20 protein-coding genes and 1 pseudogene are annotated in these 26,331 nt (G+C 71.8%); 10 read left to right on the top strand and 11 right to left on the bottom strand.

All coding sequences use genetic code 11. The features are described from left to right. The first annotated feature begins 13 nt into the window (after positions 1-13). Positions 14-1,102, top strand: coding sequence for a PP2C family protein-serine/threonine phosphatase (locus tag MQP27_RS22925; RefSeq protein ID WP_242767211.1), 1,089 nt, complete (start codon positions 14-16; stop codon positions 1,100-1,102). Between the two features lie 49 nt (positions 1,103-1,151). Here MQP27_RS22925 and MQP27_RS22920 read toward each other — a convergent pair whose 3' ends face one another. The 3 genes from MQP27_RS22920 to MQP27_RS22910 all read right to left on the bottom strand — a co-directional run bounded on the left by MQP27_RS22920 (position 1,152) and on the right by MQP27_RS22910 (position 5,716). After that, on the bottom strand, positions 1,152-3,299 hold the full coding sequence (locus MQP27_RS22920) for a serine/threonine-protein kinase (RefSeq protein WP_242767210.1): 2,148 nt from the start codon (positions 3,297-3,299) through the stop codon (positions 1,152-1,154). A 96-nt stretch (positions 3,300-3,395) separates the two neighbouring features. After that, positions 3,396-4,781, bottom strand: a complete 1,386-nt coding sequence (locus MQP27_RS22915; protein WP_372511282.1) for a DUF3616 domain-containing protein — start codon at positions 4,779-4,781, stop codon at positions 3,396-3,398. Positions 4,782-4,933: 152 nt separating this feature from the next. Further along, positions 4,934-5,716: a class II aldolase/adducin family protein gene (locus MQP27_RS22910; protein ID WP_242767209.1), complete on the bottom strand. Its 783-nt coding sequence runs from the start codon at positions 5,714-5,716 to the stop codon at positions 4,934-4,936. 134 nt (positions 5,717-5,850) lie between these two features. On the opposite strand from MQP27_RS22910, the gene MQP27_RS22905 reads away from it, so the two are divergent. From MQP27_RS22905 to MQP27_RS22890, 4 genes and pseudogenes are all read left to right on the top strand, one after another. Further along, positions 5,851-7,464 carry a PucR family transcriptional regulator gene (locus MQP27_RS22905; protein WP_242767208.1) on the top strand — a complete coding sequence of 538 codons (1,614 nt, stop codon included), beginning with the start codon at positions 5,851-5,853 and terminating at the stop codon, positions 7,462-7,464. Continuing rightward, the gene (locus MQP27_RS22900) at positions 7,457-8,356 is read left to right on the top strand and encodes a PfkB family carbohydrate kinase (RefSeq protein WP_242767207.1); all 900 of its coding nucleotides are present in this window, start codon (positions 7,457-7,459) and stop codon (positions 8,354-8,356) included. The genes MQP27_RS22905 and MQP27_RS22900 overlap by 8 nt, the downstream gene beginning before the upstream one ends. A gap of 126 nt (positions 8,357-8,482) precedes the next feature. After that, positions 8,483-10,795, top strand: a pseudogene (locus MQP27_RS22895) (glycosyl hydrolase family 95 catalytic domain-containing protein); the annotation flags it as partial. A gap of 42 nt (positions 10,796-10,837) precedes the next feature. Further along, positions 10,838-11,680 (top strand): lysozyme, encoded by an 843-nt coding sequence (locus MQP27_RS22890; RefSeq protein ID WP_242767205.1) that lies wholly within the window; start codon positions 10,838-10,840, stop codon positions 11,678-11,680. A gap of 68 nt (positions 11,681-11,748) precedes the next feature. Here MQP27_RS22890 and MQP27_RS22885 read toward each other — a convergent pair whose 3' ends face one another. The 4 genes from MQP27_RS22885 to MQP27_RS22870 are packed head-to-tail and all read right to left on the bottom strand — an operon-like array spanning position 11,749 to position 17,420. After that, positions 11,749-13,713 (bottom strand): acetoacetate--CoA ligase, encoded by a 1,965-nt coding sequence (locus MQP27_RS22885; protein WP_242767204.1) that lies wholly within the window; start codon positions 13,711-13,713, stop codon positions 11,749-11,751. Further along, positions 13,710-15,287, bottom strand: a complete 1,578-nt coding sequence (gene mhpA, locus MQP27_RS22880; protein WP_242767203.1) for a bifunctional 3-(3-hydroxy-phenyl)propionate/3-hydroxycinnamic acid hydroxylase MhpA — start codon at positions 15,285-15,287, stop codon at positions 13,710-13,712. The genes MQP27_RS22885 and mhpA overlap by 4 nt, the downstream gene beginning before the upstream one ends. A gap of 19 nt (positions 15,288-15,306) precedes the next feature. Continuing rightward, the gene (locus MQP27_RS22875) at positions 15,307-16,245 is read right to left on the bottom strand and encodes a fumarylacetoacetate hydrolase family protein (protein WP_242767202.1); all 939 of its coding nucleotides are present in this window, start codon (positions 16,243-16,245) and stop codon (positions 15,307-15,309) included. Between the two features lie 29 nt (positions 16,246-16,274). After that, positions 16,275-17,420: a VOC family protein gene (locus MQP27_RS22870; RefSeq protein ID WP_242767201.1), complete on the bottom strand. Its 1,146-nt coding sequence runs from the start codon at positions 17,418-17,420 to the stop codon at positions 16,275-16,277. A 134-nt stretch (positions 17,421-17,554) separates the two neighbouring features. Here MQP27_RS22870 and MQP27_RS22865 point away from each other — a divergent pair, with 134 nt between their 5' ends. Further along, entirely contained in the window at positions 17,555-18,190 is a 636-nt protein-coding gene (locus tag MQP27_RS22865; RefSeq protein WP_242767200.1) for a TetR/AcrR family transcriptional regulator, read from the top strand. A gap of 305 nt (positions 18,191-18,495) precedes the next feature. Here MQP27_RS22865 and MQP27_RS22860 read toward each other — a convergent pair whose 3' ends face one another. Beyond that, on the bottom strand, positions 18,496-19,134 hold the full coding sequence (locus tag MQP27_RS22860; protein WP_242767199.1) for a TetR/AcrR family transcriptional regulator: 639 nt from the start codon (positions 19,132-19,134) through the stop codon (positions 18,496-18,498). Between the two features lie 186 nt (positions 19,135-19,320). On the opposite strand from MQP27_RS22860, the gene MQP27_RS22855 reads away from it, so the two are divergent. Further along, positions 19,321-20,934, top strand: coding sequence for an MFS transporter (locus MQP27_RS22855; protein WP_242767198.1), 1,614 nt, complete (start codon positions 19,321-19,323; stop codon positions 20,932-20,934). Positions 20,935-21,019: 85 nt separating this feature from the next. On the opposite strand, the gene MQP27_RS22850 is transcribed toward MQP27_RS22855, so the two are convergent. Next, on the bottom strand, positions 21,020-21,706 hold the full coding sequence (locus tag MQP27_RS22850) for a TetR family transcriptional regulator (protein ID WP_278196452.1): 687 nt from the start codon (positions 21,704-21,706) through the stop codon (positions 21,020-21,022). A gap of 73 nt (positions 21,707-21,779) precedes the next feature. Between MQP27_RS22850 and MQP27_RS22845 the strand changes: the two genes are divergently transcribed. Together MQP27_RS22845 and MQP27_RS22840 are read left to right on the top strand one after the other, a co-directional pair. Continuing rightward, positions 21,780-22,172 carry a VOC family protein gene (locus MQP27_RS22845; protein WP_242767196.1) on the top strand — a complete coding sequence of 131 codons (393 nt, stop codon included), beginning with the start codon at positions 21,780-21,782 and terminating at the stop codon, positions 22,170-22,172. A gap of 67 nt (positions 22,173-22,239) precedes the next feature. Then, positions 22,240-23,301 carry a P1 family peptidase gene (locus MQP27_RS22840; protein WP_242767195.1) on the top strand — a complete coding sequence of 354 codons (1,062 nt, stop codon included), beginning with the start codon at positions 22,240-22,242 and terminating at the stop codon, positions 23,299-23,301. Positions 23,302-23,354: 53 nt separating this feature from the next. Here MQP27_RS22840 and MQP27_RS22835 read toward each other — a convergent pair whose 3' ends face one another. Beyond that, the gene (locus MQP27_RS22835; RefSeq protein WP_242767194.1) at positions 23,355-24,977 is read right to left on the bottom strand and encodes a purple acid phosphatase family protein; all 1,623 of its coding nucleotides are present in this window, start codon (positions 24,975-24,977) and stop codon (positions 23,355-23,357) included. Between the two features lie 262 nt (positions 24,978-25,239). On the opposite strand from MQP27_RS22835, the gene MQP27_RS22830 reads away from it, so the two are divergent. Next, positions 25,240-26,037, top strand: a complete 798-nt coding sequence (locus MQP27_RS22830) for a VOC family protein (RefSeq protein ID WP_242767193.1) — start codon at positions 25,240-25,242, stop codon at positions 26,035-26,037. Between the two features lie 18 nt (positions 26,038-26,055). On the opposite strand, the gene MQP27_RS22825 is transcribed toward MQP27_RS22830, so the two are convergent. Continuing rightward, on the bottom strand, positions 26,056-26,310 hold the full coding sequence (locus MQP27_RS22825; RefSeq protein ID WP_242767192.1) for an EF-hand domain-containing protein: 255 nt from the start codon (positions 26,308-26,310) through the stop codon (positions 26,056-26,058). Positions 26,311-26,331: the final 21 nt, after the last annotated feature.

Below are 26,331 nucleotides of genomic sequence, written 5' to 3'. Positions count from 1 at the left end.
CTTGGAGCACGCCATGGCCGCAACGAAGCCGCAGCGCAGCCACACCGTGCTGGCCTGGCTGCCGGTCGCGGTGATGGCGACCGTGGCCGTGGGCGACGTCCTCACCGGGCCCGGCCTGGGATTCCTGCCGCTGGCTTCGTTGGGGCCCGCCTTCGCCGGACTCGTCGGCGGCTGGCGCCGTACCGCCGTGTTCGGCGCGGCCGCCCTGCTGCTGTGCGTGGCACTCGGCCTGTACGACGGGCTGTTCCAGGAGCGCCGCGGCTTCATGGCGATGGTGTCCGTGATCGGGGTGACCGGCGCGGGCATAGCGGCCGCCGTGATGCGCGGTCGCCGGGAGGCCGAACTGGCCAATGTGCGCTCGATCGCGGAGGTCGCCCAGCGGGTGCTGCTGCGGCCGGTGCCGCTGACCGCGGGGCCGCTGCAGGCGGCGGTGTCGTACACCTCGGCCGTCGCGGAGGCCCGGATCGGCGGCGACCTGTACGAGGTGGTCGCCTCCCCGCACGGGGTGCGGGTGATCGTCGGCGATGTGCAGGGCAAGGGCCTGGCCGCTGTCGAGACGGCCGCCGTGGTGCTCGGCGCCTTCCGTGAGGCGGCGCACGAGGAGCCCGACCTGGTGCGGCTGGGCGAGCGGCTGGAGCGCAGTGTGGCCCGGGTGCTGGAAGGGGAGAAGTTCGTCACCGCGATCCTCGCCGAGGTGGGCGCCGACCACAAGGCCGTCTTCCTCAACTACGGGCACCCGCCGCCGATGGTCGTCCACGAGGACGGCACCGCCGACTTCCCCCGGCCGCCCGCCTACGCGCTGCCGCTGGGCCTGGGCGGGTACGGGGACGGCAGCCCCAGGCCCTTCCCCGTCGGCTTCGCCCCGGGCGAGCAACTGCTGCTGTACACCGACGGCGTGAGCGAGGCACGCGACGACCGCGGCACCTTCTACCCCCTCGGCGAGCGCGCGTACCTCCTCAAGGAGGCCGACGCCCAGAGCGCCCTGGACAGCCTGCGCGAGGACGTGGTCCGGCACGCGGGCGGCCCGCCGCACGACGACGCGGCGATGCTCCTGCTCCGCTACCACAGCCACGCCCCGGAGGAGTCCGCTGCCGTCGGCTGACGCGCAGACTCCGCCCGTGACAAGGCTGCCTCTTTTCCGGCCGGGCCGCTCAGGTCACGTCGGCCACCGAGAAGACCCCCGGTCCGCTGACCCCGTACAGCACCCGGCCCACCAGCAAGGGCGGCGTCCCGCTCGGGGAGAGCTCCTCGAAGGAGGTGCCCTCCGTGTCGAAGGACGGCGCGGTGCGGCCGATCTCCTTGCCGGTGCGCGGGTCCAGGGCGATGACGCTGGTGTCGGGCAGGTTCACGTACAACCGCCCGTCGTGCAGGGACGGTTCGCTGAACACGCGCAGGTCGCGGGAGCTGGTCCACAGCGGTTTGCCGCGCTTGAGGTCGAGGGCGAGCAGCGTCTCGTTGCCGTAGTCGAAGATGTACATGGTGTCGCCGCGCACGAGCGGCGGCGCCTCCGGCTCCACGCTCCAGGGGAAGTCGATGCGGCGGGTCTTCCCGCTGGTGAGGTCCTGGATGAAGAAGGCGGCGGAGACCCCGGTGTTGTCCTCCCAGCGCGCGTAGTACGCCGTGCTGTCATGGACCGTGGCCAGCCACAGATCACCCTTCGGCGGAGTGACCGCGCCCAGCGTCCGGCCCGAGCGGGCGTCGATGCGCGCGATCCCGCCGGAACCGCCGCGCAGATCGGCGTACAGCACCCCGTCCGAGCCCTCGTAGAAGGGCTGGGCCGACTTCGAGACCAGCTTGCGCCGCCACAACTCCTTGCCCGTGCGAGGTTCGTACGCCGCATAGCTCGCGCCGTCGTCCGCCTCCTGGAGCGTGAGCTTGTCCAGTCGTACGAGCAGTACGCCGCTCAGGGCGTCGAACTCCCCGACGGGACCGTTCAGATGCCACAGCCGCTTGCCGGTCCGGCCGTCGAAGGCGTCCACTCCCTCGTTGCGGTCGGCGCTGTTGACGTACACCACCCCGTCGAGCACGACGGGCTCGCTCAGCGAGAAGCCGGAGACCTGCTTGTCGCTCATCGGCTTGGTCCAGTCGACCTGCCCGGTCGCGGGGCTCAGTCGCTGCAGCGCGACCGTCGGGGAGGAGCAGAACACGCCGAGGGCATCCGGGGTGCAGGCCGAGCCCATGCCCATGCTCTTCGGGTCGTCCTTGTCGGACGCGAGCGCGTTGTGCCAGGGCTTCCAGCCCGCCGGTACGGCCGGAGTCCCGGTCGCCCGTACGCCGGCCCGGCCGGGGCTCGCCGCCGGGGCGTCGTCGAGATTGACCCCGACGACCGTGCCCGCGAGGCCCAGCAGGGCCGCGCCGGCCACCGCGAACCACACCTTCTTCCCGCGCCGCCCGCTCTTGCCCGCGACGGGCGGCAGCGTGGTCACCGTCTCCGTGACCACGGGCGCCGGGCTGCCCTGCGGCTCCCCGTCGGTCACCTCCTCCGGCAGCGCGGCCAGCGTCTCCAGCACCTCGGCCGAGGTCGGCCGCGCGGTCGGCTCCTTCGCGAGGCACAGGGACACCAACGGCCGCAGAGGCTGCGGCAGTCGGCCCAGTTCCGGCTCGCTGTGCACGGTGTTGTACGCGGCGAGGTAGGCGTTCTCCGCCTCGAAGGGGCTGCGCCCGGTGGCCGCGTACACCAGCACCGCGCCCAGCGAGAAGACGTCCACGGCCGGGCCGACATCGCGGGGGCTGCTGAACTGCTCCGGCGCCATGAACGGCGGCGAGCCCATCACGATGCCGGTCTGGGTACGGACGTCGCTGCTCGCCGCCCGCGAGATGCCGAAGTCGATGACCCGCACCGCCCCGTCCTCGCCGCCGCCCTCCAGGAGCAGGACATTGCCGGGTTTGAGATCGCGGTGGACCACGTCCGCGCGGTGGATCTCCCGCAGCGCCTCGGCGAGTTCGGTGCCCAGGCGGCGCAGGGAGGGCCAGTCCAGCGGGCCCTCCTCGGTCACCCGCTCGGCAAGGGTGTGGCCGGGCACGTACGCGGTGGCCATCCACGGCCGTTCCGCGTCCGGGTCGGCGTCGAGGACCGGCGCGGTGAACGCTCCGCTCACCCGCCGGGCCGCCGCGATCTCCTGCCGGAACCTGGACCGGAACTCGTCGTTCTCCGCGTACTTCGCGTGGACGACCTTGACCGCGACGGCCCGCCCCGACACCGACCGGCCGAGGTAGACGACGCCCATGCCGCCGGTGCCGATGCGCGCTTCGATCCGGTATCCGCCGACGGTCCGCGGATCGTCCTCGCGCAGGGTCACCGTGTCTCCTTCACCGGGTGTGGCCTGGACGGATGCGGTCGGCCTTTATGGCATGGACCGTTCACTCTACTGTCCGTCCGGGGGCCCGGCGCCGGGTCAGCCCAGGGTGAACCAGGTGCTGCGGGACTTCTGCCACTCCGGGTGGGTCAGGTCCTTGGCCTCGGTGCCGTCGCCGTAGAGGTCGGCGGAGCCGTCGTCGGTGATCAGCTGCACACGGGCTCCCGGCCGGGTGAGGTCGGGCACGGACACGATCGACTCCCAGCCGCCCGCGTCGGTCGTGGGCAGGTCCAGCACCTTCACCGGCTGGTGCCCTGCCACCCCGTCCCAGGAGTACAAGGCGTACGGGTCGCTGTTGTCGTCCGCGGCCCAGGAACCGGCGAGGATCAGGTACTGGTCGAGGGAGTTCCTGCGGATGTCGCGGACCGACAGTCCGCCGAGGTCCAGCTCGATCGGCGTACCGAAGGCGGCGGCGGTGCCGGTGACGACCTTGTCCATGTTCGTCACGGGCACGATCAGCGCCTTGCCGCCGGCCTGCGGCGGGACCAGCGGGGCGCGGAAGCCGACGTAGGCGGTGGAGGTGGAGTCGGGCGCGAACTCCAGCCCCTCGACGTTGAATCCGTTGATCTCCTTGGGGATCTCGCCGTCCGCGGTGGCGGCCTCGAAGCCGTACCGGTCGCCGTTGGCCTCGTCCCAGGCCACTAGGTCGTCGCGGAGCTGGTGGTAGGCGCTGCCGAAGGACAGGGAGGTGTTTGCGCCGGAGCCGGAGACCGTGGTGGTGAAGACGGTGTTGCGGTCCGCCTTGTACTCGCCGTCCTTGTTGTTGCCGAGCGAGCCGGTCCAGTAGATCGTGCTCCCGACCAGCGTGCCGGCCTCGATGTCGACCTCCTTGTCGGCGTTCAGGGCGCTGTCGAGGTCCCAGGTCCTCACCGGCGCGCCCGAGGCGGCACCGTTGTACAGGCGCAGGGTGTTGTCCTCGTCGTTGGCGACCACCACGTACCCGCCGCCGACGTCCACCGCCGCGGAGGCGTCACTCGCGCCGGTCAGGTAGCGGGCGTCCGTGGAGTACTGGACGGCGGGAGAGGCCGCGAAGTGCAGTGTGGTGGTGGCGGTCTTGCCGCCGAGGCCGGTGACCTTGAGGGTGAGGTCCGCGTAGCCCTGGGCGTGCGCGGTGACCGCCACGGTACGGGTGGTGCCGCTCCCGGTGACGGAGACGTCCGAGGTGCCCGCGACCGCCGACTTGCTGGTCTTCGACGCGGCGACGGTGAGGGCGCTCGCGTCCGCGCCGCTCTGCGCCACGGTCACGGTGACCGTCGGGTCGCCGGTGGAGCCGACGGCGCCCGACAGGTAGGCGGTGGAGAGCTTGATGGTCGGGGTGCCGTAACTCGCGGCCTGTGCGGGCAGGGTGGAGCAGACGGCCGGCAGCAGTGCCGCGGCGGCGGCCAGGCAGGCGCGACGGACGGACTGCGGAGTGGGACGGCGCACGGTGGGTGCCTTTCGTCGGCTCGGCACATCCGGCCGGTGCGGCGCGGATGCCGGGAGAACGGTGTGAGCCGAACGCCAACGGTCGGGAGCGGAAGGCCGACGTCCATCCGAACAGCAACCCAAGGGATGATCATCTTCGGCGGCGGGGCAGGTCAGTCCGCGTGATCGGGGGCGATGCGGTCGACCAGACGCAGCAGGGCCCGCCAGGCCAGGTCGTACGCCTCGTCGTCCCGGAGGTCGGATCCGTGGTCCTCGCCGCGCAGTTGGCGGCCGGCGCGCTCGCGGACGTCGGCGGGCGGCACGGTGAGCGGGGCGCCCGCGGCCTGGGCGGCGACCTGGATCTCGCAGGCCTTCTCCAGGTAGTACATGCGCAGGAAGGCCTGACCGGACGTCTCGCCGACGGTGAGCAGTCCGTGGTTGCGCAGGACGAGCGCGCTGTGCCCGCCGAGGTCGGCGACCAGCCGCCGCTGCTCGTCGAGGTCGAGGGCGACGCCCTCGTAGTCGTGGTAGCCGAGGCGGCCGTGGAACTCCAGGGACATCTGGTTGACCGGCAGCAGCCCGTCCCGCTGGGCGGCCACGGCACAGCCCGCCCTGGTGTGGGTGTGCAGCACACAGTGCGCGTCGGAGCGGGCCGCGTGGATCGCGCTGTGGATGACGAACCCGGCGGGGTTGACGGGGTACGGCGTCGGCTCGACCGGGTTGCCCCGCAGGTCGATCTTGACGAGGTTCGAGGCGGTGATCTCCTCGAAGAGGAGGCCGTAGGGGTTGATGAGGAAGTGGTGGTCGGGGCCGGGCAGCCGCAGTGAGATGTGCGTGAAGATCAGGTCGGTCATGCGGAAGTGCGCGACGAGCCGGTAGACGGCGGCCAGTTCGCGGCGCAGGCGCTGCTCTTCGGCGACGGGGAGAGGGGCGGAGGTCGCGGTCGGGATGGTCATGGGCGGCGGCTCCTGGGGATCGGGTTCCCGGCAACCGTAGGCCAGCCCGCCGCGCCGCCCCAGTGTCGGATCCATCTCATATCCTGGCGACGAAGGGATGAATCATCCCGCCGCATGGATCCAAGGAACCGCTCATGCCGTCGACCCCGCAGGCACCGGACACGCCCGCCGTGTCGCTGAGCACCCTGCTCGCCGACCCCGGCCTCGGGCTGGAGCAGATCGCCGGCCCCCGTGAGGACCGTCTGGTCGGCACGATCGGCACCACGGAACTGGAGGACCCGGCGCCCTACCTCCGCGGCGGCGAGCTCCTGCTCATCGCCGGCGTCCGCCTCCCGCGGACGGACGAGGCCGTCGACGCCTATGTGCGCCGTCTCGTGGAGGCGGGCATCGCGGCACTCGGCTTCGGCGTCGCGCCCGTGCACGACGAGGTCCCGCCCGCCCTGCGCTCGGCCTGCGACCGGCATGGGCTGCCCCTGCTGCGCATCCCGCCCGGCACCCCCTTCGTCGCCGTCAACCACGCCGCCCACCAGGCGATGGCACAAGCCCGGCACCGGGAATTGCGGGAGGTAGCCGAGGCCCAGGCCGCTCTGGCCACCGCCGCGGCCCGCCCTGACCCGCTCAAGGCGGTACTGCACCGGCTCGCCTCCCATCTGGGCGCGTGGGCAGTCCTGTTGGACCCGTACGGCCAGGAACTCCTCGCTGCCGGGACCCGTCCGGCCGAGCCTGCCGTCGAGCAGCTGCGCGCGCTCGCCACCGAGACCATGACCCGCGTACGTTGGGGCATGAGCGGCGGGCGGGCCCAACCGCCGACGGCGGCGGCCGAGCACCAGGCCGATGTCCACCTGACCGTGCACACCCTCCCGGCCGAGACGGCCGGGACGACCGACGGGGTGTTCGCCCTCGGCATCGCCGCCGATCGCCCGCCCACGGCCGTGCACCGCTCCGTCACCGGCACCGCCCTCGTCCTGCTGTCGCTGCTCACCACTCCCCGGCACGCCCTGGGCACCGACACACGCTCGGCCGCCGCGCTGGTCCGCCTGATGCTCGGCCACGACCCGGTCGAAGTGGCTCCACTGCTGGCCTCCGCGGCACGCACCACGGACACCTGGACCGTGATCCACGGCCGCCTCACGACCTCGCACGCCGGACCGGCGAGCCGCCCGGGCGCCGACCCGGCCCAACTCGCCGCCCTCGGCACCGCGTTGAACACGCCGTACCTCGACGTCGACGGCATCCGTCTGCGGGGACTGCTCCCGGCCGGCGCCGCACTGCCCGACCTCGCCCCGGTCGCCCGCCTGGGCTGGACCCTCGGCCTGAGCGCACCCGTCGCCGCCGCGGACCTGGTGATCGCCGACCGGCAGGCCGACCGCATGCTGCGCCACGCCGTCGCCGCCGGCGCGCCCTGGGCCCTCCACCGCGAGCAGGAGCTGAGCCTGCACTCCCTGGTCGGCGCCGACGACGCGGTGGCGCTGGCCCGGGCCCGCTTCGCGCCGCTCGCCGACGCCCCCGCACCCGGGCCGGCCGTACTGCTGGAGACCCTGCGCACCTGGCTGGCCCAGCACGGCAACTGGGACCGCACCGCCGCCGCCCTGGAGCTGCACCGCAACACGGTCCGGCGCCGGATCGCGAGGACGGCCGAGCTGCTCGACGTCGACCTCGACGATCTCGACGTACGGATGGAACTCTGGTTCGCCCTGCGATGGCTGCCGGGGGAACGACTCGGCAGGGGAGAGGGCGAAGATGACTGAAGCGGTGAACGGGGCACGGCCGAGAGGGCTGTTCGTCGGCCTGTGCACGGTGGACGTCATCCAGCTCGTGGACCATGTGCCGGGTCCCGACGAGAAACTGACGGCCCGTGAGCAGACCGTCGCCGCGGGCGGCCCGGCGGCCAACGCGGCCGTCGCCTTCGCGCACCTCGGCGGTACGGCCGGGCTGCTCACGGCGATCGGCTCGCACCCGCTGGGACTCGCCGCCACCGCGGACCTCGACCGGTTCGGCGTGAACGTGCGTGACCTGGCCGCGGATTCGGCCGGGCCGCCCGCCGTGTCGTCCATCCTGGTCACCGCGTCGAGCGGCGAGCGCGCGGTCGCCTCGACCAACGCGACGGCCCACCGCCTCACTCCGCCCGACGACCTGGAAACGCTGGTCGCCGCCTGCGACATCGTCGAATTCGACGGCCACCACGGGGAACTGGCATCGGCTGCCGCCCGCACGGCACGCGCGACCGGACGAACGACCCTGCTGGACGGGGGCAGTTGGAAGGACGGCACGCGGGACTTGCTGCCGTCCGTCGACGTGGCCGTCTGCTCGGCCGACTTCCACCCGCCCGGCACGGGCATCCCGGCGGACACACTGCGGTTCCTGCGCCGGCACGGGGTGGCGTGGGCGGCGGTCAGCCGGGGAGGGGAGCCCATCGTCTGGGCAGGGCCCGACGGGGCCGGCGGCACCGTGGAGGTGCCGTCGGTGCGCGTGGTGGACACGCTGGGCGCGGGCGACTTTCTGCACGGCGCGCTCGCTCATCACCTCGCCGCGCAGGGGAAGTTGACCTCCGACGGCTTCGCGGCGGCGCTGCGGGGAGCGGCCGAGGTGGCGGCTCGGGCATGTGCCTCCTTCGGCACCCGGGCCTGGATGCACCCCTGACACATCGGATATCTCCCGCTCCATTGACGCGGTCTGCCCCCATCCCTATGTTGCAACGCGGGATAGCTCCGATGAATCACAGAGCCGCCTGGAGGTAACGTGTCCTGCCCCGCCGCACCCGAACCGTCCAGACGCACCGTCCTCGCCACCGGATCCGCCCTGGGCGGAGCACTTCTGACATCGGGTCCGGCCACCCCGGCGACGGCGGCGGAAGGATCCGTGGCCGAGGAGAGCGCCGCGGCGGCCGACGCCTGGCGCACCGTCCTCGCCGACGCCGACCTCGTCTGGCAGCGCATGCCGACGGCCTGGTACGAGGGCCCGTTCCTCGGCAACGGCTTCCTCGGCTCCGGCATCTACGCCGAGCCCGGCGCCACCTCGGCCGCCGTCCGCTTCAACGTCCAGCACTCCGAAGTCCAGGACCACCGCCCCGAGTTCGGGTCCCTGTTCGGGCTGGCCCGGCTGCCCATCGGGTACTTCACGCTGGAGCCGGTGGGCGCGATCACCGGCCTCGACTGGCGACTGTCCCTGCACGACGCCGAGTTGACCGGCACGCTCACCACCGAGAAGGGCACCCTCGCGCTGCGCGCCCTGGTCCACAACGACCGCTCGGTCCTCGCCGTCGAGGTAACGCCCAGCGAGGGCGAGCGCGAATTCCGCTGGGTGTTCCACCCGGCCGACGCGATCAGCCCCCGCGCCGCCTTCAAACCACTGCCCGACGGCTACCAGGGCAACCCGCCGGCCGAGGTCACCGACCACGACGGGGTGCACGCCGCCGTACAGCCCCTGCTGTCGGGCGGACAGCACGTCACCGCATGGCAGGAGCGGTCCAGCGGCCGTACCAGGACGCTGTACGCGCATGTCGCGCACTCGTACCCGCGGACCACGGCCCTGAACCGAGCTCTGAAGGCCGTCCGCGCCTCCGCCGCACTGCCCTACGCCGCCCTCACGGCCACCCACCGCGCCTGGTGGCACACCTACTACCGCAAGAGCTTCCTCTCCCTCCCCGACGCCCGCATCCAGCGCTTCTACTGGATCCAGCTCTACAAGGCCGCCTCCGCCGCCCGCCGCGACGCCCCCGTCATGGCGACCAGCGGCCCCTGGCTGGAGCCCACGCCCTGGCCCAACACCTGGTGGAACCTCAACGCCCAGCTGGAGTACTGGCTCGTCCACGGCTCCAACCACCTCGAACTCGACGCCATCACCAGGGCGTTGAGCGAATACCGCGACAACCTCGCCAAGGAGGTCGCCCAGCCCTACCGCGCCGACTCGCTCGGCATCCCGCGCACCACCGACCCCCAGCTCGTCAACGGCGCGGCCGGCACCCTCACCGGCTACGGCGTCGGCATCCCCGGCCAGGACCCGCCCACCCCCGAAGTCGGCGACCTCACCTGGGCGTTGCACAACGTCTGGCTCAGCTACCGGCACACCAGGGACGAGTCGATCCTCCGGGACGTCCTCTTCCCCCTCCTCCGCAAGGCGATCAACTACTACCTGCACTTCCTGGAGCCCGGCCCCGACGGCAGACTCCACCTGCCCGCCACCTTCTCCCCGGAGTACGGCGGCAACTCCCGCGACTGCAACTACGACCTGATGCTCCTGACCTGGGGCTGCACCACCCTGATCCAGAGCGCCGAACTCCTCGGCATCGACGACCCGTTGGCCCCCCGCTGGCGCGAGGTCCTCGCGAAGCGCGTGGCGTACCCCACGGACGCGAACGGCTTCATGATCGGCGCGGACATCCCCTTCGCTAAGTCGCACCGCCACTACTCGCACCTGCTCGCCGTCTACCCGCTGTACGAGGTGACCGGCCGCACCCCCGACGAGCGCGCCCTCATCGAGAAGTCACTCGCCCACTGGGTCGGCTTCGAAGGCGCCCTGCAGGGCTACACCTTCACCGGCGCCGCCTCCATGTCCGCAATGCTCGGCAAGGGCGAGGACGCGCTCGCCTACCTCGGACAGCTGATGACCCGCTTCATCCAGCCCAACACCATGTACAAGGAGTCCGGCCCGGTCATCGAGACACCCCTGTCGGCCGCCCAGTCACTCCACGACATGGTCTGCCAGTCCTGGGGCGGCGTCATCCGCGTCTTCCCCGCACTGCCCGCCGCCTGGACCGACACCGCCGTCCACGACTTCCGCACCCAGGGCGCCTTCCTGCTGAGCGCGCGCCGCGAGCACGGCACCACCCGCTGGGTGCGCCTGGTCAGCGAGGCCGGCGCACCCTGTGTCGTACGGCACGGCATCGCCGGGCCGATCCAGGTACGCGACGGACGCGGCCGCCCCCTGCACTACACGGACGCGGGCGACGGCGCGATCGAGGTCGCGCTGCGGAAGGGCGACTCGGTACTGATCACAGCCAAGGGCGACCGGCCCGACCTCACCGTGGCGCCCGTACGGCCGAACGGGGACGCGCCGCGCTGGGGGTTGCCGGTCGGCTGAGCATGACGTGCGGACCGGCCGGAGCGAGGGTCAGATGAGGACATGCAAAGATCCATATCTGCGGGGCGCGGTCGCCCGGGCCTGCGGCTCACCGCGGCCCTGACCGGCCTCCTCGCCGTCCTGTCCGTACTCTCGGCCACCCCGGCCTCCGCCGGCGAGTCCATACCCGAGCGCGGCAGCGCCTACATGGGCATCGGAGTGATGGCCCACGACGGAATCGAGGGCCGGCCCGACGCCGTACCCCCGGCGGCACGGGCCGTGCAGACCGAGGGCGTCGACGTCTCCAGCTACCAGCGCGACGTCGCCTGGCCCACCCTCTGGGGCAGCGGGGTGCGGTGGGCGTACACGAAGGCCACCGAGGGCACGTCCTACACGAACCCGTACTTCGACGGGCAGTACGACGGCGCCTACGACGTCGGCCTGGTCCGCGGCGGCTACCACTTCGCCACCCCCGACTCGAGCAGCGGCGCCGCACAGGCCGACTACTTCGTCGACCACGGCGGCGGCTGGACCGGCGACGGCCGGACACTGCCGGGAGCCCTCGACATCGAGTGGAACCCCTACGGCGACTCCTGCTACGGCCTCTCCCGCAGCGGCATGGTCGGCTGGATCCGGGACTTCCTCAACCGCTACAAGGCCCGCACCGGCCGCGCGGCCGTCATCTACACGTCCACCTCCTGGTGGACCAGCTGCACCGGCGGCTACACCGGCTTCGCGGCGACCAACCCCCTGTGGGTCGCCCGGTACGCCTCCTCGGTCGGCACGCTTCCGGCCGGCTGGTCGTCGTACACCATGTGGCAGTACACCTCGTCCGGCCAGACGGTCGGCGACCACGACCGGTACAACGGCACGGCCGACGCGCTGAAGGACTTCGCGGCCGACTGACGGACCCCGCGCGGTGAACGACCGGGTGACACGCCGACGTGAGCCGCCGAGCGTGATCTGCGGGGTCGTCATGCCGATCGGCCACGGCGTTCGGCGCCCAGCCGGGCGAAGTGGTCGATGAGGTCGGGCTCGTCCACGGCGGCCGGGTTGACGACCTGCTCGACCGGGGCGCCCTGGAGCAGGCGCTTGACCGGGACCTCCAGCTTCTTGCCGGTACGGGTGTGCGGGATGCCCGGCACCTCGATGATCTCGTCGGGTACGTGGCGGGGTGAGGCGCCGGTGCGGATGGCCTCGCGGATGCGGTCGCGCAGGGCGTCGTCCAGGGCCGTGCCGGCGGCCGGGACCACGAACAGCGGCATCCAGTAGCCGCCGTCCGGCTCCTCCGCGCCGATGACCAGGGCCTCGGCGACCTCCGGGAGGCGCTCGACGACGTCGTGGATGTCGGCACTGCCCAGCCGTACGCCGTTGCGGTTCAAGGTGGAGTCGGACCGGCCGTGCACGATCACCGAGCCGTGACCCGTGAGCGTGATCCAGTCCCCGTGCCGCCACACGCCGGGATACGAGGCGAAGTAGGCGTCGCGGTACCGGGTGCCGTCGGGGTCGTTCCAGAAGTACAGCGGCATCGACGGCATGGGGCGGGTGACGACCAGCTCACCGACCTGGTCCACCACCGGCATGCCCTCGGCGTCGTACGCCGCCAGCGCCACGCCCAGGTGCGGGGCGGACAACTCCCCGGCCCAGACGGGGGTGTTGGGTGCGCTGCCCGCGAAGCCGGACACCACGTCCGTGCCGCCGCTGATGGAGGCCAGCAGTACATGGTCACCGACGTGATCCCGGACCCAGGGATACGCGGAGGCCGGCAGGGCGGAGCCGGTGCAGCCGACCACGCGGATCGATGACAGGTCGTGCGTGGAGGGGTCGATGCCGAACTTGGCCATGCCCAGCAGGTATTGGGGGCTGGTGCCGAAGACGGTCACCCGGTGGCGGGCGGCCAGCTCCCACAGCACGTCGAGTTTGGCGAAGGGTGCCGGGCTGCCGTCGTACGTGCACGTCGTGGCACCCGTCAGCAGCGTGGAGGCGACCAGGTTCCACATCATCCAGTGGGTGGTGGTGTACCACAGGAGGCGGTCGCCGGGGCCGAGGTCGGAGTGCAGGGCGAGCGTCTTGAGGTGTTCGAGCAGCACACCGCCGTGGCCGTGCACGATGCCCTTGGGCCGGCCGGTGGTGCCGGAGGAGAACACGACCCACAGGGGGTGGTCGAACGGCACCGCGGTGAAGGCGAGTTCCTCGGTGCGGGTGGCCGCGTCCTCCCACGGGATCACCAGGGACGGGTAGTTGCCCTCCGGCCAGGGCAGGCCGACATGGCCGACCAGCAGCGTCGCCTTCAAGGTCGGCAGGGACCCGGCGAGTTCGAGGACGGCCTCGCGGCGGTCGTTGGTGGTGCCGTTGAAGAGGTAGCCGTCGGCGGCGATCAGCACGGTGGGTTCGAGCTGGGCGAAGCGGTCGGCGGCGGCCTTGGGGGCGTAGTCCTGTCCGCACACCGACCAGACGGCGCCCAGGCTCGCCGCGGCGAGGAAGGCGATGATGGCGTGCGGGGTGTTGGGGAGGTAGCCGACGACCCGGTCGCCCTTGCCGACGCCGAGGTCGCGCAAGGTCGCGGCGACGGAGGCGACTTGGCCGCGCAGCCGCTCGCCGGTCACCTCGTACCCGGAGCCGGTCTCGTCGAGGGCGATGATCGCGGGCCGGTCGTCGGCGAGGTTGCGCAGGGCGTGGTGGGCGTAGTTGAGGGTGGCGCCGGTGAACCAGCGGGCGCCGGGCATTCGTTCCTCGGCCAGGACCTGTTCGTACGGGGTGTCGGAGTCGATGGCGAAGTAGTCCCACACCGCACCCCAGAAGCCCTCCAGGTCGGTGACCGACCAGCGGTGCAGGGCGGCGTAGTCGTCCGGGGCGATGCCCTGCCGCCGGGCGAACTCGGCGATGCGGCTGGCGGCCGCCGTCTCCGGGTCGGGTGTGAAGAAGGGCGTGCTCGTCACGTCGTACTCCTCAACAGGCTTTTCGGGGCCGTCCGTTCGGAGGGAACAGGGCTTCGTGTGGTGTGCAGCAGGGGCGACCAGGCGGCGGTCGACGTGAAGTCCCGGCCGCCGGAGGGGACGACGTCCATCACGATCCGGTCGGGCCGCAGCAGGACCGCGTCCGCGCGTCCGGAGCGCAGCCAGGCGGCGAGGGTGCCGTCGTCGCCGAGGTCGGTCACCGGGAGCGCGGGTATGCCGAGGCCGTGGGCGAGTGCGGTCAGCGAGGGGCCGGGTCCGGTGGCTGTCAGGACGGCGAAGGAGTCGCCGAGCACCTCGTCGAGACGGGTACGCCGTCCGCCCACGCTCACCCACGGTTGCGGGCAGTGCGTGCCCACCAGGCCGCGTCGGACACCGCGCCGCACCAGCGGCCCTGCGGTCAGGGGCGGGCTGAGGTCGCGGCCGGCCCGTTCGGTCAGGCCGGGTATGCGGCAGGCGGCGGCCAGCGCCCTGCGGCGGATCGCGGCGGCGCCGTCCTGGCCGCCGGTCATGGCCCAGCCCATCGCGACCGCGAGCCGGACCACGTGCCGGGCGTGCGGCCTGCGTTCGCTCTCGTAGGTGTCCAACAGCCGTTCGTCGCCGCCCTGTTGGAGGACGCGGGCGAGTTTCCAGGTGAGGTTGTGGGCGTCCCGCAGCCCCGAGCACAGTCCCTGTCCGACGAACGGCGGGGTGAGGTGCGCGGCGTCGCCGAGCAGGAAGACCCGTCCGCTGCGCCAGCGGTCGGCGACGCGTGCCCGGAAGGTGTACTGCGTCTCGCGCACGACGTCGAAGTCCCCGTCGTACGAGGGCGGGAGCCACGGGGCGACCAGCTCGCGGACGGTCTCCTGGCCTTCCCGCTGCCGGAACTCCCAGCGGTAGCGGGTGTCGTTCACCCGCATGAAGGTCGCCGGCTGCTTGGGGTCGCAGACCTGGTCGACCCCTTCCCAGCAACGGACGGGACCGGTCGTCTCGGCGTCGATGACCGTCCAGCGTTCCTCGAAGTGCAGGTCTTCCCAGACGCCGCCGATCGCATCGCGGGTGAGGCTGTTGGCGCCGTCGCAGCCGAGCACTGCCTCGGCCCACAGCTCGTGCTCGCCGGTGTCGTCACGGTAGGTCACCCGGACGGGGCCCGCGGTGTCCGGGCCGACACCGGTGACCTCCACGCCACCGCGCAGTTCGCACTCCGGGCGCTTCGCGAGGGCGTCGCGCAGCACGCGCTCCAGCTCGGGCTGGTCGAACATGCTGGACTGCGGATAGCCGTGACGGCCGCGCCGGGAGCGCCGGAACTCGGCCATCACCCGATGCCGGGCGTCCAGCAGCCGCAGCCCGCCCGCCGGGCGGGAGATCGCGGTGAACTCCTCGCCCACGCCCGCGGCCTGAAGGATCCGATGGATCTCGTCGTCGCATGCGACGGCGCGCGGGAGCGGATAGACGTCCCGGTGGCGTTCGAGGACGACGCTGCGGATTCCGCGCCGGGCGAGGAGGAGGGCGGCGGTGACACCCACCGGCCCGGCCCCGACGATCACGACGGGCACGCGGGCGGCTTCGTCGACGTTCATGTGCGGCTCACCTCGGGTGTCAGTTCGCGGACGCGACGGGCGTGCGCTGCTCGCCGAGGTCGATGCGGCCGTCCGGGGTCGCGATCGTCGCCGTGATCACGTCCCCGGTGCGCAGGTAGCGCGGGTTCTTCGCCTGGCTCTTGAAGAACGCCTTCCACTTCACCGCGGGCGGCAGCAGCGCGCCGATCTTCTCCACGGCTTTCGGCGGGGCCTTCAGCGCGGTGCCGCCGGGGGTGCCGGTGAGCAGCAGGTCGCCGGCGTCCAGGGCCTGGAAGCGGGCCAGCAGGGTCAGCGCCTGCGCCGGGCGGACGATCATGTCGGCCAGGGTGCGGTCCTGACGCAGCTCGCCGTTGACGCTCAACGTGAGCCGCAGGTCGAGGAGATGGGCGAAGTCCTCCGGCTCCAGGAGCGTGAGGTGGGGCCCGGTGGGCGTGAACGTGGGGTACGACTTGCTCTCGTAGAACTGCGTCTTGGTCAGCTGGACGTCACGGGCGCTGACGTCGTTGGTGACGACGAGCCCGGCGACGTACGAGGGCAGGTCCCGCTCCTCGACGACGGTGCCGACGGGCAGCGACGCGCCCATGACGAGCCCGAGCTCGACTTCGTAGTCGAGGAACTTCACGTGCGCGGGGCGGACGATGGTCTCGCCGGGGCCGCTCACCGAGCCGGACGCCTTGCGGAAGAAGGCGGGCGGGATGTCGCCGGTGAAGCCCGAATCGCGGGCGTGGCTGCGGTAGTTGACCATCTGGGCGACCACACGGCACGGAGTGGTGACCGGCGAGAGGGCGGCCAGGTCGGCGACGGGCGTGCCCGCCTCGTCCGAGAGGGCTGCCTCTCGTACGGCGTCGGGGTCGGCGAGCAGCTCGGCGGTGGTGGCGGCCTTGGTGTCGACGGGGACGGCGCGGTCGCCGCGGACGACCCACCAGCCGTCGGCGGTACGCAGGACATTGGTGCTCATCGCATTGCCTTTGTGAGGGAGTCGGGGGTTCAGGAGTTGGCGGCCTTGAGCAGGCCGAGCAGGCGTGCGGGGTCCATCTCGTTGTCGCCGCGCAATGCCTGGACGACGTCGCGGATGCGCTGCGGGGAGGGGCTCGCGCCGAGGAAGTCGCGAGTGGCGGGCGGTCCCCACTGGGCCAGTCCGCTGGTGGACATGGGTGCCCAGCCGGGTTCGAGGTCGCAGGAGAACAGGTCGCCGTCGGCGAAGTGCTCCAGCATGAAGTGGTCGGGGTCGCGCCAGTAGTCGAAGAGCTGGCTGCCCTGGATGTGCCGGCCGATGCCCCAACTGCGCTTGTAGCCGCGCTCCTTGAGGTATTCGCCGCCGGTCGCAATGGAGTCCAGGTCGGTGACCTGGTACGCGGAGTGGACGTAGCCGGTGCCGGGCCCCAGGTGCATGGCGAGCGTGTGATGGTCGGCCGGCACGCTGCCGAGGTCGCAGCGGATGAACGCCATCGTGGGCCCCCGGCCCCGCTGCCCGTCCAGGAACAGGAAGTCGGACACGATCATGCCGAGGGTGTCCAGATACCAGTCCAGGGCCTGGCTGAACACCCTTGTCTCCAGCACCACATGGCCCAGCCGCTGGATGCGGGACGGCTCGCGGGGCGGGCGCTGGGTGGCGTTCGTACGGCGGTGATCGGTACCGAAGTTGAGCAGCAGTGGCTGCTGCTCCGGCAGCGCGGGCAGCCGCTCGGCGCAGTGCACCACGCGCACCGGGAAGCCCGAGGGGTCGAGCAGGTCGACCACCTTGCCACCGCCCGGCACGTCCGCGTCGCGTACGTCCCGGCCCGTCACGCGGGCCAGCCGGCCCAGGTCGGCCCGCTCGACCGCGCGGAACGCCGGGCCGATGAAACGGGAGGTCCGACCACGCCGGATCACCATGCAGGGCGAGCCCGCGAAGGTGCCGCGCAGCCACAGCTCGCGCTCGGTGCGGGCGGCGACCTGGAAGCCGAAGTCCCGGGCGAAGACCTCGGCCCGCTCCAGGTCGGGCTTCTCGAACTCCAGCCAGGCCAGGTCGGCGACCTTGATGACGGGGTTTCGGGAGCGCCCGGGGTGCTCGCCCCGCAGGGCGCCCTGCTCGCTGTGAAGGTCCTGGTGGGCCGTGATGACGTCGGCCCCGTGGACGCGGGTTTCAGACATGGTGCCCTCCGAGCAACATCGCCTTAATGATGAAATCATCAAGTTTGACAGTCTCTTCGTCAAGACGTTCGCGAGGGGAAATGATGAATTCATCAGGACTGCGATCGCGATCGCTACGCGGTTACACTCTGCGCATGCCGACGTCAGCCCCGCCCAGCAACCGCTTCGAGCGGCGCCGTGCCGCGACCCGGAAGGCGCTCATCGGCGCGGCCCGGCAGATACTGGCCGAGACGGGGGACACCGGTGCCAGCATCCAGGCCATCGCCGAGCGCGCCGACGTGGGCTTCGGCTCCTTCTACAACCACTTCGAGTCGAAGAACGAACTGTTCGAGGCGGCGGTGGTGGACGCGCTGGAGGAGTTCGGCCAGAACTTCGACAAGCGCCTGGCCGGGATCGACGACCCGGCGGAACTCGTCGCCGCCGGCTTCCGGCTGAGCGCCCGCATGGCCGACTCCCACCCGGAGCTGATGCAGGTCCTGCGCCGTGGCGGTCTCGGCCACGTCCACTCCGGCAACGGTCTGACTTGGCGGGCCCTGCGCGACCTCCAGGCCGGCGTGGCCTCCGGCCGCTTCACCGCCGTCGACCCCACGGTCGCCCTGTCCGCACTGGGTGGAACCCTGCTGTCCCTGGTGGAGCTGCGATTCGCCCGTCCCGAGGTGGACGGTGACGAAGCCGCGGCGAACCTCGCCGAGATGGTCCTGCGCATGCTGGGCCTGCCGGCGGACGACGCCCACGAGGTCGCCCGGCGCCCCTTGCCCGAGCTCGACTGACCTCACTCGGCCGACGAGTCCGGGCGGAAGGCGGCCGAGCGGCCCGTGAGGCGGGCGTAGATCCCCGCCAGGCGATGCGGTTGCCACTCGCTGCCGAGACGGCCGCGCTCGCGGTCACGTCCCCGACGAGCGGCAGGCGCGCGGTGGCGCCGATCCGCTGACCGCCCGCGACATCCCCGGGAACGGCACGACCCGCCCCCTGTGGCGATCCGGCCGACCGCGACAGCGCCGATCAGCAAGGCCCCCGGGGGCGCGGCGACGATGAGCAGGTGTCGCCTGGGCCGATGGTGCTTGGGCAAGTGTGCCTACGCGGCGTCGCCCTCCGTCCGGACGAGCCCGTGGACGCATCTCGCGGCGCTGTCCGCGTCCACGCCCATCGCGATCAGGGCGGCGGTCGCGGTGCCGGTGCCGTCGTCGCTCCATACCTCGCTGTTCACGCACTCCAGAAGCCCCAGCAGGTAACTCTCCAGTGCCCGGTTCAGCACGGCCGGCGGCGCGCAGGTCTGGAAGACCCGCTGCCGCAGGCCCCGGGAGATGATCGCTTCCGCCATCTCGCGTGCGGGGGAGAGGACTTCGGTGACCCGTTCGGGACCGAGGTCCTGGGGGGTGAGGCGGAGCAGGATGCGATAGCGGTCGCCGACGGGCCACACGGCGAGGACGAAGCGGGCCAGCTCCGTGACGGCATCCGCCGCCGGCGCCCGCGGGACCGCGAGCGCCTGCCGCAATGCTCGCGCGGCATCCTCCACCAGCCCCTCCATGAGCGCGGCTCTGCCGTTGAAGTGGCCGTAGACCGTACGGCGCACCACACCTGCCGCCTCGGCGATGTCACCGAGGCTGCTGTCCGGGTCGCGGCCGAGCTGCTGTCGGGCCGCTTCGAGGATGCGAGCCCGTGTGAGCAGGGTTCGGCTGCGTTCCGGGGTGGCTGTGGCGGGTGCGTGGGTCATGTCGGACCTCCGGTCGGCGGGGGAGGGCGACTCGATAGTTGCACACTGGTGGGCAATAAACTAGTCTGCACATCGGTGGGCAATTAACTGCCCTTGGCGTCGGGCCTCCTCTTGGCCCCGCCCGTGCCACTCCCATCGATCCGCCCCCCGAAGCCACCGCTTCACCTCCTGCCGAGGAGCCTGACGATGCCGCTCTTTGCGAAGACACCCGTCGAGAAGATGACCGAGCCCTATCCGCGCCGCGGGTGGGCGCTGCTGGTCCTGTGCCTGAGCCTGCTGATCGTGGTCATGGCGAACACGTCGTTGATCGTGGCCGCCCCCGACATGACCAAGGACCTGGGGCTGAGCAGCAGTGACCTCCAGTGGGTCATCGACGGCTACACCGTCCCCTACGCCGCGCTGATGCTCGTGCTCGGCGCGATCGGCGACAAGTACAGCCGCCGGGGCGCGCTCGTCCTGGGCCTGCTGATATTCATCGGCGGTTCGGTGATGGGCGGCCTGGTCGACGAGACGAACCTCGTGATCGCCGCTCGCGCGATCATGGGTGTCGGTGCCGCCGTCGTCATGCCGGCCACGCTGTCGCTACTGGTCGCGATCTTCCCGAGGGCCGAGCGCGCCAAGGCGATCACCGCCTGGTCCGCGACCTCCGGTCTCGCCATCGCCGCCGGTCCGCTGGCCGCCGGCTGGCTCCTCGAGGACCACGCCTGGGGCTCGACCTTCCTGATGAGCGTCCCCGTCGCCGTCCTGGGCGTCGTCGGCGCGCTGCTCCTGGTGCCGCCGTCGAAGGCGGAGGGCATGGGCCGGATCGACTACGTCGGCGGTCTGCTGTCGATCGTGTCGGTCGGCTCCCTCGTCTACGCGACCATCGAGGGCCCGCACTTCGGCTGGGGCGTCGGCCCGATCACCGCGGCCGTCGTCGCGGGCGTGGGCCTGCTGGCCTTCGTGGCCTGGGAGTTGAAGCACCCGAATCCGATGCTGGATGTCCGCAAGTTCACCGAGCGCCCCTTCAGCGGCTCGATGCTCGCGGTGCTGTTCTTCTTCTTCGGCACCTTCGGCTCGATCTACTACTCCACCCAGTTCCTGCAGTTCGTCCTCGGCTACGACGCCCTGGAGACCGGCATACGCCTGCTGCCGCTGGCCGGCGCGGTCTTCGCCGGCGCCGCCGTGACCGGCAGGCTGGCCCCGAAGCTGGGGGTGAAGCTCGTGGTCGGCACCGGCATGGTCATCGGCACCGTGGGCGTCTTCCTGCTCACGCGGATCGACTCCGGCTCGGCCTACACCGACTTCCTGGCCCCGCTGGTGCTGCTCGGCTTCGCCATCGGCCTGAGCCTGTCCCCGGCCACCGACACCATCATGGGCTCCTTCCCGGAGGACGAGCTGGGCGTCGGCGGTGGCGCCAACGACACCGCCCTGGAACTCGGTGCCTCGCTGGGCATCGCCATCCTGGGCTCGCTGCTCGCCACGTCCTACAAGGACAAGCTGACCGGCATGGTCGGCGGCCACCTCCCGGCCGCCGCGCTGGACACCGCCAAGGACTCCGTCGGCGGCGGAATCGCGGTCGCCGAGCAGGTCGCCAAGAACCCCCAGGGCGGCGCCGAACAGGCCCAGACCCTGCTCGGCGCGGTCCACGAGTCCTTCGCCCACGCCATCGCCCACACCAGCCTCATCGGCGGCATCATCATGGCCGCCGGCACGTTGATCGTCATCGCCGTCCTGCCCGGCCGCAGGCACACCGCGAAGCACGGTGGGGAAGATGCGACGCGGACGACCGAGGAGCAGACCGAGACCGTGGACGCCTGAGTTCCCCAGGACGGGCCGTGCCTTGAGCGGCGCACGGCCCTGGGACGGTGCCAGGAGGGGACGCCCGGCACCGTCCCCTCGCCTTTTATGACGGCGCGGATGCAGAAGGTGCAGCGGCCACGTCGTCGACCACGCCCCGCGCCTGCTCCTCCGGCACCCCGGCCGCGATGAGGGTGGTGGTGGCCACCCGGGTGCCGTCGTCCTCCAGCGCCCCGGTGTTGACCTCTTCCAACAGGGCGACCGTCATCGCCTCCAGGCCGGCGCTCAGCACCGCGGCGGGCAGCTGGGAGTGGAAGACGCCGTCCCGCTGTCCTTGCTCCACGATGGCCGTGGCCCTGATCCTGGCCGGTTCCAGGATCCCCGTGACACGTTCCATGCCGAGGTCTTGCCGGGCCAGCGCCAGCAGCATCCGGTAGCGATCACCCACGGGCCAGAGCGACAACATGAAGCGGGCGAGCGCCCGGTCGGCCGGTTCCGTCGCGCCTGCTCCGGCCGCAACGGCGGCCTGGAGCGCCTCCGCGGCCTCCTCGGCCAGCGCGTCCAGCAGCGCCGCCCGCCCGGGAAAATGCCCGAACAGAGTGCGCCGTACGACACCGGCGGCGCGGGCGAGCTCCTCCAGGGTGATGTCGGGATTGCGCCCCAGCTCCTGACGCGCGGTGGCCAGGATGCGCGCTCGGTTGGACCGTGCGTTGCGTCGCTGGGGCACACGGCCGACGGTCTGGGACACGAACGGAACCTCGAAGCAGCCGGAACGGAGATCGGACTTCACCATTCTGGCACGTGGGCGCGGCGCGAACGCATGAGCTCGTTGCGCTTTCGGCGGTGATACGGGGCAGCAGCACTGCATGAAGCCCGAACCGCGTTTCACGCTGGCCGCGACCACTCTCGATGCACCGGACGCGCATGAGTTGGCGGAGTTCTACCAGGCCCTGCTCGGGTGGCCGATGCGGAAGGAGGAACACGGCTGGGTCGAGATCGCTCCGCCCGACGGCAGCGCCGGGCTGTCATTCCAGACGGACCCGCTCTTCACCCGCCCACACTGGCCTTCCACACGGTCCGAGCAGCAGATGATGATGCACCTGGACATCGAGGTGAACGATCTGCCATCAGCCGTCGAGCGAGCTCTTGCCCTGGGGGCCACGGTGGCGGACTTCCAGCCCCAGGATGATGTACGCGTCCTGCGCGACCCGGCGGGCCACCCGTTCTGCCTGTTCACGCACACCGGCCCGCGCGCCTGACGGGGAAGTCCGCCTGACGGACCTGGGCCGCGCGCGGGTGTGGCGCCGCGGAGCTAATGTGCCGGTCATGCACGCCCCCGCACCGTCTCCCTCCTCACCCGCCGCCCCGCGCAGAGCCCGCGAACTCGGCCTGACCCTCGGCGACTTGCCGACCGGCCCGCACAACGCCCTCACCGACGTGCCCGGCGTCCGAGTCGGGCACACCACGCTGATCCGACCGCCGCGCGTGCACAGCGGGGTGACCGCGATCGTGCCCGAAGGGGTCGGTCCCGGCAACCCGCTGCCCGCGGGCGTGTTCGCGGGCAACGGCTACGGCAAGCTGCTCGGCAGCACCCAGATCGCCGAACTCGGCGCGATCGAGACCCCGGTCCTGCTCACCTCCACCCTCTCCGCGTTCCGGGCCGCGGACGCACTCGTCGGCTGGGTGCTGGAGCGGCCGGAGGGAGCGGACGTACGGAGTCTGAACCCGGTGGTGGGGGAGTGCAACGACGGGCTTCTGTCCGACATCCGGTCACGTCCGGTGTACGAGGAGCACGTGCGGGCCGCTCTCGACTCCGCGTCGGAAGGGCCGGTCGCCGAGGGGTCGGTCGGTGCGGGGACGGGGACGGTCGCTCTGGGATTCAAGGCGGGCATCGGGACCTCGTCGCGGTGTGTGCGGATCGCGGGCCGGGAGGCGACGCTCGGAGTCCTGGTGCAGGCGAACTTCGGCGGCACCCTGCGGGTTCTCGGGCGTACGGTCACCCCGGCCGACGTCGGTCTTCCCGCACCGGAGCCGACGCCGGACGACGGCTCCTGCATGGTCGTGGTCGCCACGGACGCGCCGCTCGACGCCCGCCAGCTGACCCGGCTCGCCCGACGTGCCGTCTACGCACTGGGCAGGGTCGGCGCCGCGTACGCGCACGGCAGCGGCGACTACGGCCTTGCCCTCGGCACCCGGCGCCTCGGCACACCGGCCGGACCCGCCGTCGTACCGGACGACTCGCTCGACGCGCTCTTCGCCGCCGTACTCGACGCTGTGGAGGAAGCCGTCCTCAACTCGCTGCTCACCGCCACCGTCACGACGGGCCCGGGCGGGGACACGCGCCATCCGCTGCCGGCGGACGCGCTGCTTGCCCTGCTGAAGAAGTGACAGCCGCCCGGCGGGGACGCCCCCCCGTCGGTGGGGCATCCCCGGGCGTGTCTTCAGGCCTTGCCGTCGGAGCGCTTGCGGTGGAGGGTGAAGGTCTCGAAGACCGACAGCTCGCCGTGCGGCTTGTTGACGTTGTAGTAGGTCACGTGCATGCGGGTGGTGTCACCGGCGTGGCGGCCGGGGTCGACCGTGAACGCGGCGAAGCCATAGGGGTGTTCGACGTCCCGGACGCCGGACCAGACCGCCTGCTCCTTGGTGTAGGTGGAGGTGCGCTTGCCGTTGGAGCCGGGCGTCGCCGACACGGCGGTGATCACCTTGGCCGAGCCATCCGTGAAGAACTTCTGGTTCGTGGTGCCGGAGACGCCACCGCCGCCGAGGACCATGTGCACGGTGCCGAGGCCGGTGTCGATGGAGTCGGTGGCCTGCGAGACCGGGTTCGGGGTGAGGGTCTCACTGCCGCTCACGACACCGCGCACGGCCAGCGAGCGCTCGTAGTTGTGCTCGTGGCCGCACACCACCAGGTCCACGCCGTACCGGTCGAACAGCGGGCCGTACTTCTGGCGCAGGCCCAGGTCGGCACCGTTCGCGTCCGAGGAGCTGATCATCACCTGGTGCATGGCGACGACGATCCAGTCGATGTCGCGGGAGGCCCGTGCCGCCCGCAACTCCTTCTCCAGGAAGGCGAGCTGGCGGCCGCCGGAGTAGCCGCTGATGTAGATGTCGCCGCCGTCCTGGAGGCAGTTGTCGTCGTTCTGCAGCACGATCACCCGGACCGAGCCGGCCGTGAACGCGTACCACAGCCCGGCGAGTTCGGCGTCCGTCTCGGTGGAGGGCAGGGTGAAGTAGCTCTGGTAGGCGCCGAGTCCGAGCGGGCCGTTGGCCTTCTCGATCTCGTGGTTGCCGGCCGCCGGCATCCAGGGGCGGAAGCGCGCCGAACGGCTGTTGTTGGCGAAGAAGTTGTTCCAGGTGCGGACCCGGTCGACGTCGAGGTTGGCGTAGCACAGGTCGCCGTTGAGGAGGTGGAAGAGCGGCGCGACCTGCTCGATGCCGGTGACGATGTCCTTGGTCGCCGGGGTGGAGTTGGCGTCCAGTCCCACCGTGCCGTCGGCCGCCCAGGTCACCTGCGGGGCGGACTGGTCGCCGAAGCTGGTGAAGGTGAAGGGCTGCCGGCCGCGCGGCGCCGTGCGGAAGGTGCCGCCGTCGGGCGTGGTCCCCTCGTGCCCGGCGAAGTAGAGGTAATCGGTGCCGGGCGCCAGCCGGTTGAGGGCGGCGTGGTGGACGTAGACGGTCCGGCTGGAGGTGCCGTCCACGTAGGTCACGGTCCGGGCCTTCGCGCTGGAGCCGAAGCCGTGCTCCAGGGTGCCGTAGTGGACCACGGGTCTGTTCACCGGCTTGTCGGTGATCCACGAGACCGTCATCTGGCTGCTCGGATCGGCCCCGAAGGTCAGATGCAGCCCCTGGACCGGCGGTGCGCCCGCCGAGTCCGGCGTGATGTGGAAGGCCGGTGCGCCGAGCGGCGCGGCCTGCGCCGCACCGGCTGCCAGCACCGGGGGGATGGCCGCCCCGGCGCCCGCGGTGCCGAGAAGGCCGAGCGCGTGACGCCGGCTGACCCCCTTGCCCACCCCCTCGGAAGCCCCCTGTGAAGCCTCGTCCGTTGTCCCTGCCTGTGCGGTCATGGTCCCCTCCCTGACGAGCAGTTGCGCTGTCGACGGGGGCACCCTGGCGTTGCGCGACGGACTCTGGGTGAACGCTGTGTTTCCAGTAGGCCGTTGAGACACAAGGGGCTGGTCAAGTCGGCGTTTCTTGCCTCTGCCTTTGCCCACGACTGGCCGGCCGTTGACACCCCGCCGTCGCCGACGAGCGGCCGTGGGGACTCGATGTCAGGCTGAGTTCGTACGAGGTGCAGCGATGCGTGCGCCGTGCAGAAAGGGATTCGCCGTGATCACCACCGATTTCGCTCCCGGTTCTCCTTGCTGGCTCGACCTCGGCGCTCCGGACGTCCCGGCCGCCGCGGCCTTCTACGGCACCGTGCTCGGCTGGGACTACGAGCCCATGGGGGAGAGCGGGGACACGGAAGGCGGCATGTTCAAGAAGGACGGCAAGGTCGTCGCCGGGCTCGGGAAGCTCACCGAGGAGGGCGCGCGCCCCGCCTGGATGATCTACTACAGCGTCACCGACACGGACGCCACCACGCAGACCGTGCGGCGGCTGGGCGGCACGGTGCGGGTGGCGCCCCGGGACCTCGGCGAGTGGGGCCGGATGGCGCAGTACAGCGACCCGCTGGGCGGCGAGTTCGCCGTCTGGCAGCCGGGCACCACCAAGGGCGCCGAACTGGTGGACCAGCCGGGCTCGCTGTCCTGGACCGAGCTGTACACGACCGACGCGACGGCCGCGAAGGAGTTCTACGGGAGTGTCCTCGGCTGGCAGTTCGGCGACATGGAGCTACCGGGCGGCGGCGGGACGTACACCCTCATCACCCCGGCCGGACGCGGCGAGGACCGCATGCAGGGCGGCCTCATGGAACTCACCGCCAAGGACCTCTCCCTGGCCGACGGACGGCCCTACTGGCACCCGGTCTTCGCGGTCGCCGACTGCGACGCCGCCGTCGCCCAGGTCACCGGCAACGGCGGCAGCGTGCAGATGGGGCCGGCGGACGCGGAGGGCGTGGGCAGGCTCGCCGTCTGCCTCGACCCGTGGAACGCGGACTTCGTAGTGCTCACCCCGGTCCAGGGCTGACCGGGGCACACACCCGGATCAGGACCAGCCGAAGCGGCGGTCCACCACCGCCGCGAACTCCTCCAGCGTCAGCACCGAGTCCCCGTTCTGGTCGGCCGCGTCGAACAGGGCGGAGGAGTCGTCGGCGTCTCCCAGGCCCCAGAACGGCAGATCCCCCGACGCGGCGAGCGTCGGCCCCTTCGTCCGCAAGGCGATGATCACCTCGTCGCGGGTCAGGGTGCCGTTGTGGTCGAGGTCGAGCGCCTCGAACAGTTTGCGGGCCTTCTCACTCATCGTGTCCCCGTGTGTCTCTCG

Source organism: Streptomyces cylindrosporus, from assembly GCF_022698165.1.
Taxonomy (GTDB): domain Bacteria; phylum Actinomycetota; class Actinomycetes; order Streptomycetales; family Streptomycetaceae; genus Streptomyces; species Streptomyces cylindrosporus.
This window is presented reverse-complemented; position numbering and strand designations above follow the sequence as displayed.

Bases quoted from the DNA above. Each gene is read 5' to 3' on its own strand.
- MQP27_RS22865 (WP_242767200.1), top strand. From the start codon at position 17,555: ATGCCGACGTCAGCCCCGCCCAGCAACCGCTTCGAGCGGCGCCGTGCC.
- MQP27_RS22860 (WP_242767199.1), bottom strand. From the start codon at position 19,134: ATGACCCACGCACCCGCCACAGCCACCCCGGAACGCAGCCGAACCCTG.
- MQP27_RS22870 (WP_242767201.1), bottom strand. From the start codon at position 17,420: ATGTCTGAAACCCGCGTCCACGGGGCCGACGTCATCACGGCCCACCAG.
- MQP27_RS22855 (WP_242767198.1), top strand. From the start codon at position 19,321: ATGCCGCTCTTTGCGAAGACACCCGTCGAGAAGATGACCGAGCCCTAT.
- MQP27_RS22875 (WP_242767202.1), bottom strand. From the start codon at position 16,245: ATGAGCACCAATGTCCTGCGTACCGCCGACGGCTGGTGGGTCGTCCGC.
- MQP27_RS22845 (WP_242767196.1), top strand. From the start codon at position 21,780: ATGAAGCCCGAACCGCGTTTCACGCTGGCCGCGACCACTCTCGATGCA.
- MQP27_RS22900 (WP_242767207.1), top strand. From the start codon at position 7,457: ATGACTGAAGCGGTGAACGGGGCACGGCCGAGAGGGCTGTTCGTCGGC.
- mhpA (WP_242767203.1), bottom strand. From the start codon at position 15,287: ATGAACGTCGACGAAGCCGCCCGCGTGCCCGTCGTGATCGTCGGGGCC.
- MQP27_RS22825 (WP_242767192.1), bottom strand. From the start codon at position 26,310: ATGAGTGAGAAGGCCCGCAAACTGTTCGAGGCGCTCGACCTCGACCAC.
- MQP27_RS22890 (WP_242767205.1), top strand. From the start codon at position 10,838: ATGCAAAGATCCATATCTGCGGGGCGCGGTCGCCCGGGCCTGCGGCTC.
- MQP27_RS22905 (WP_242767208.1), top strand. From the start codon at position 5,851: ATGCCGTCGACCCCGCAGGCACCGGACACGCCCGCCGTGTCGCTGAGC.
- MQP27_RS22835 (WP_242767194.1), bottom strand. From the start codon at position 24,977: ATGACCGCACAGGCAGGGACAACGGACGAGGCTTCACAGGGGGCTTCC.
- MQP27_RS22925 (WP_242767211.1), top strand. From the start codon at position 14: ATGGCCGCAACGAAGCCGCAGCGCAGCCACACCGTGCTGGCCTGGCTG.
- MQP27_RS22850 (WP_278196452.1), bottom strand. From the start codon at position 21,706: ATGGTGAAGTCCGATCTCCGTTCCGGCTGCTTCGAGGTTCCGTTCGTG.
- MQP27_RS22840 (WP_242767195.1), top strand. From the start codon at position 22,240: ATGCACGCCCCCGCACCGTCTCCCTCCTCACCCGCCGCCCCGCGCAGA.
- MQP27_RS22910 (WP_242767209.1), bottom strand. From the start codon at position 5,716: ATGACCATCCCGACCGCGACCTCCGCCCCTCTCCCCGTCGCCGAAGAG.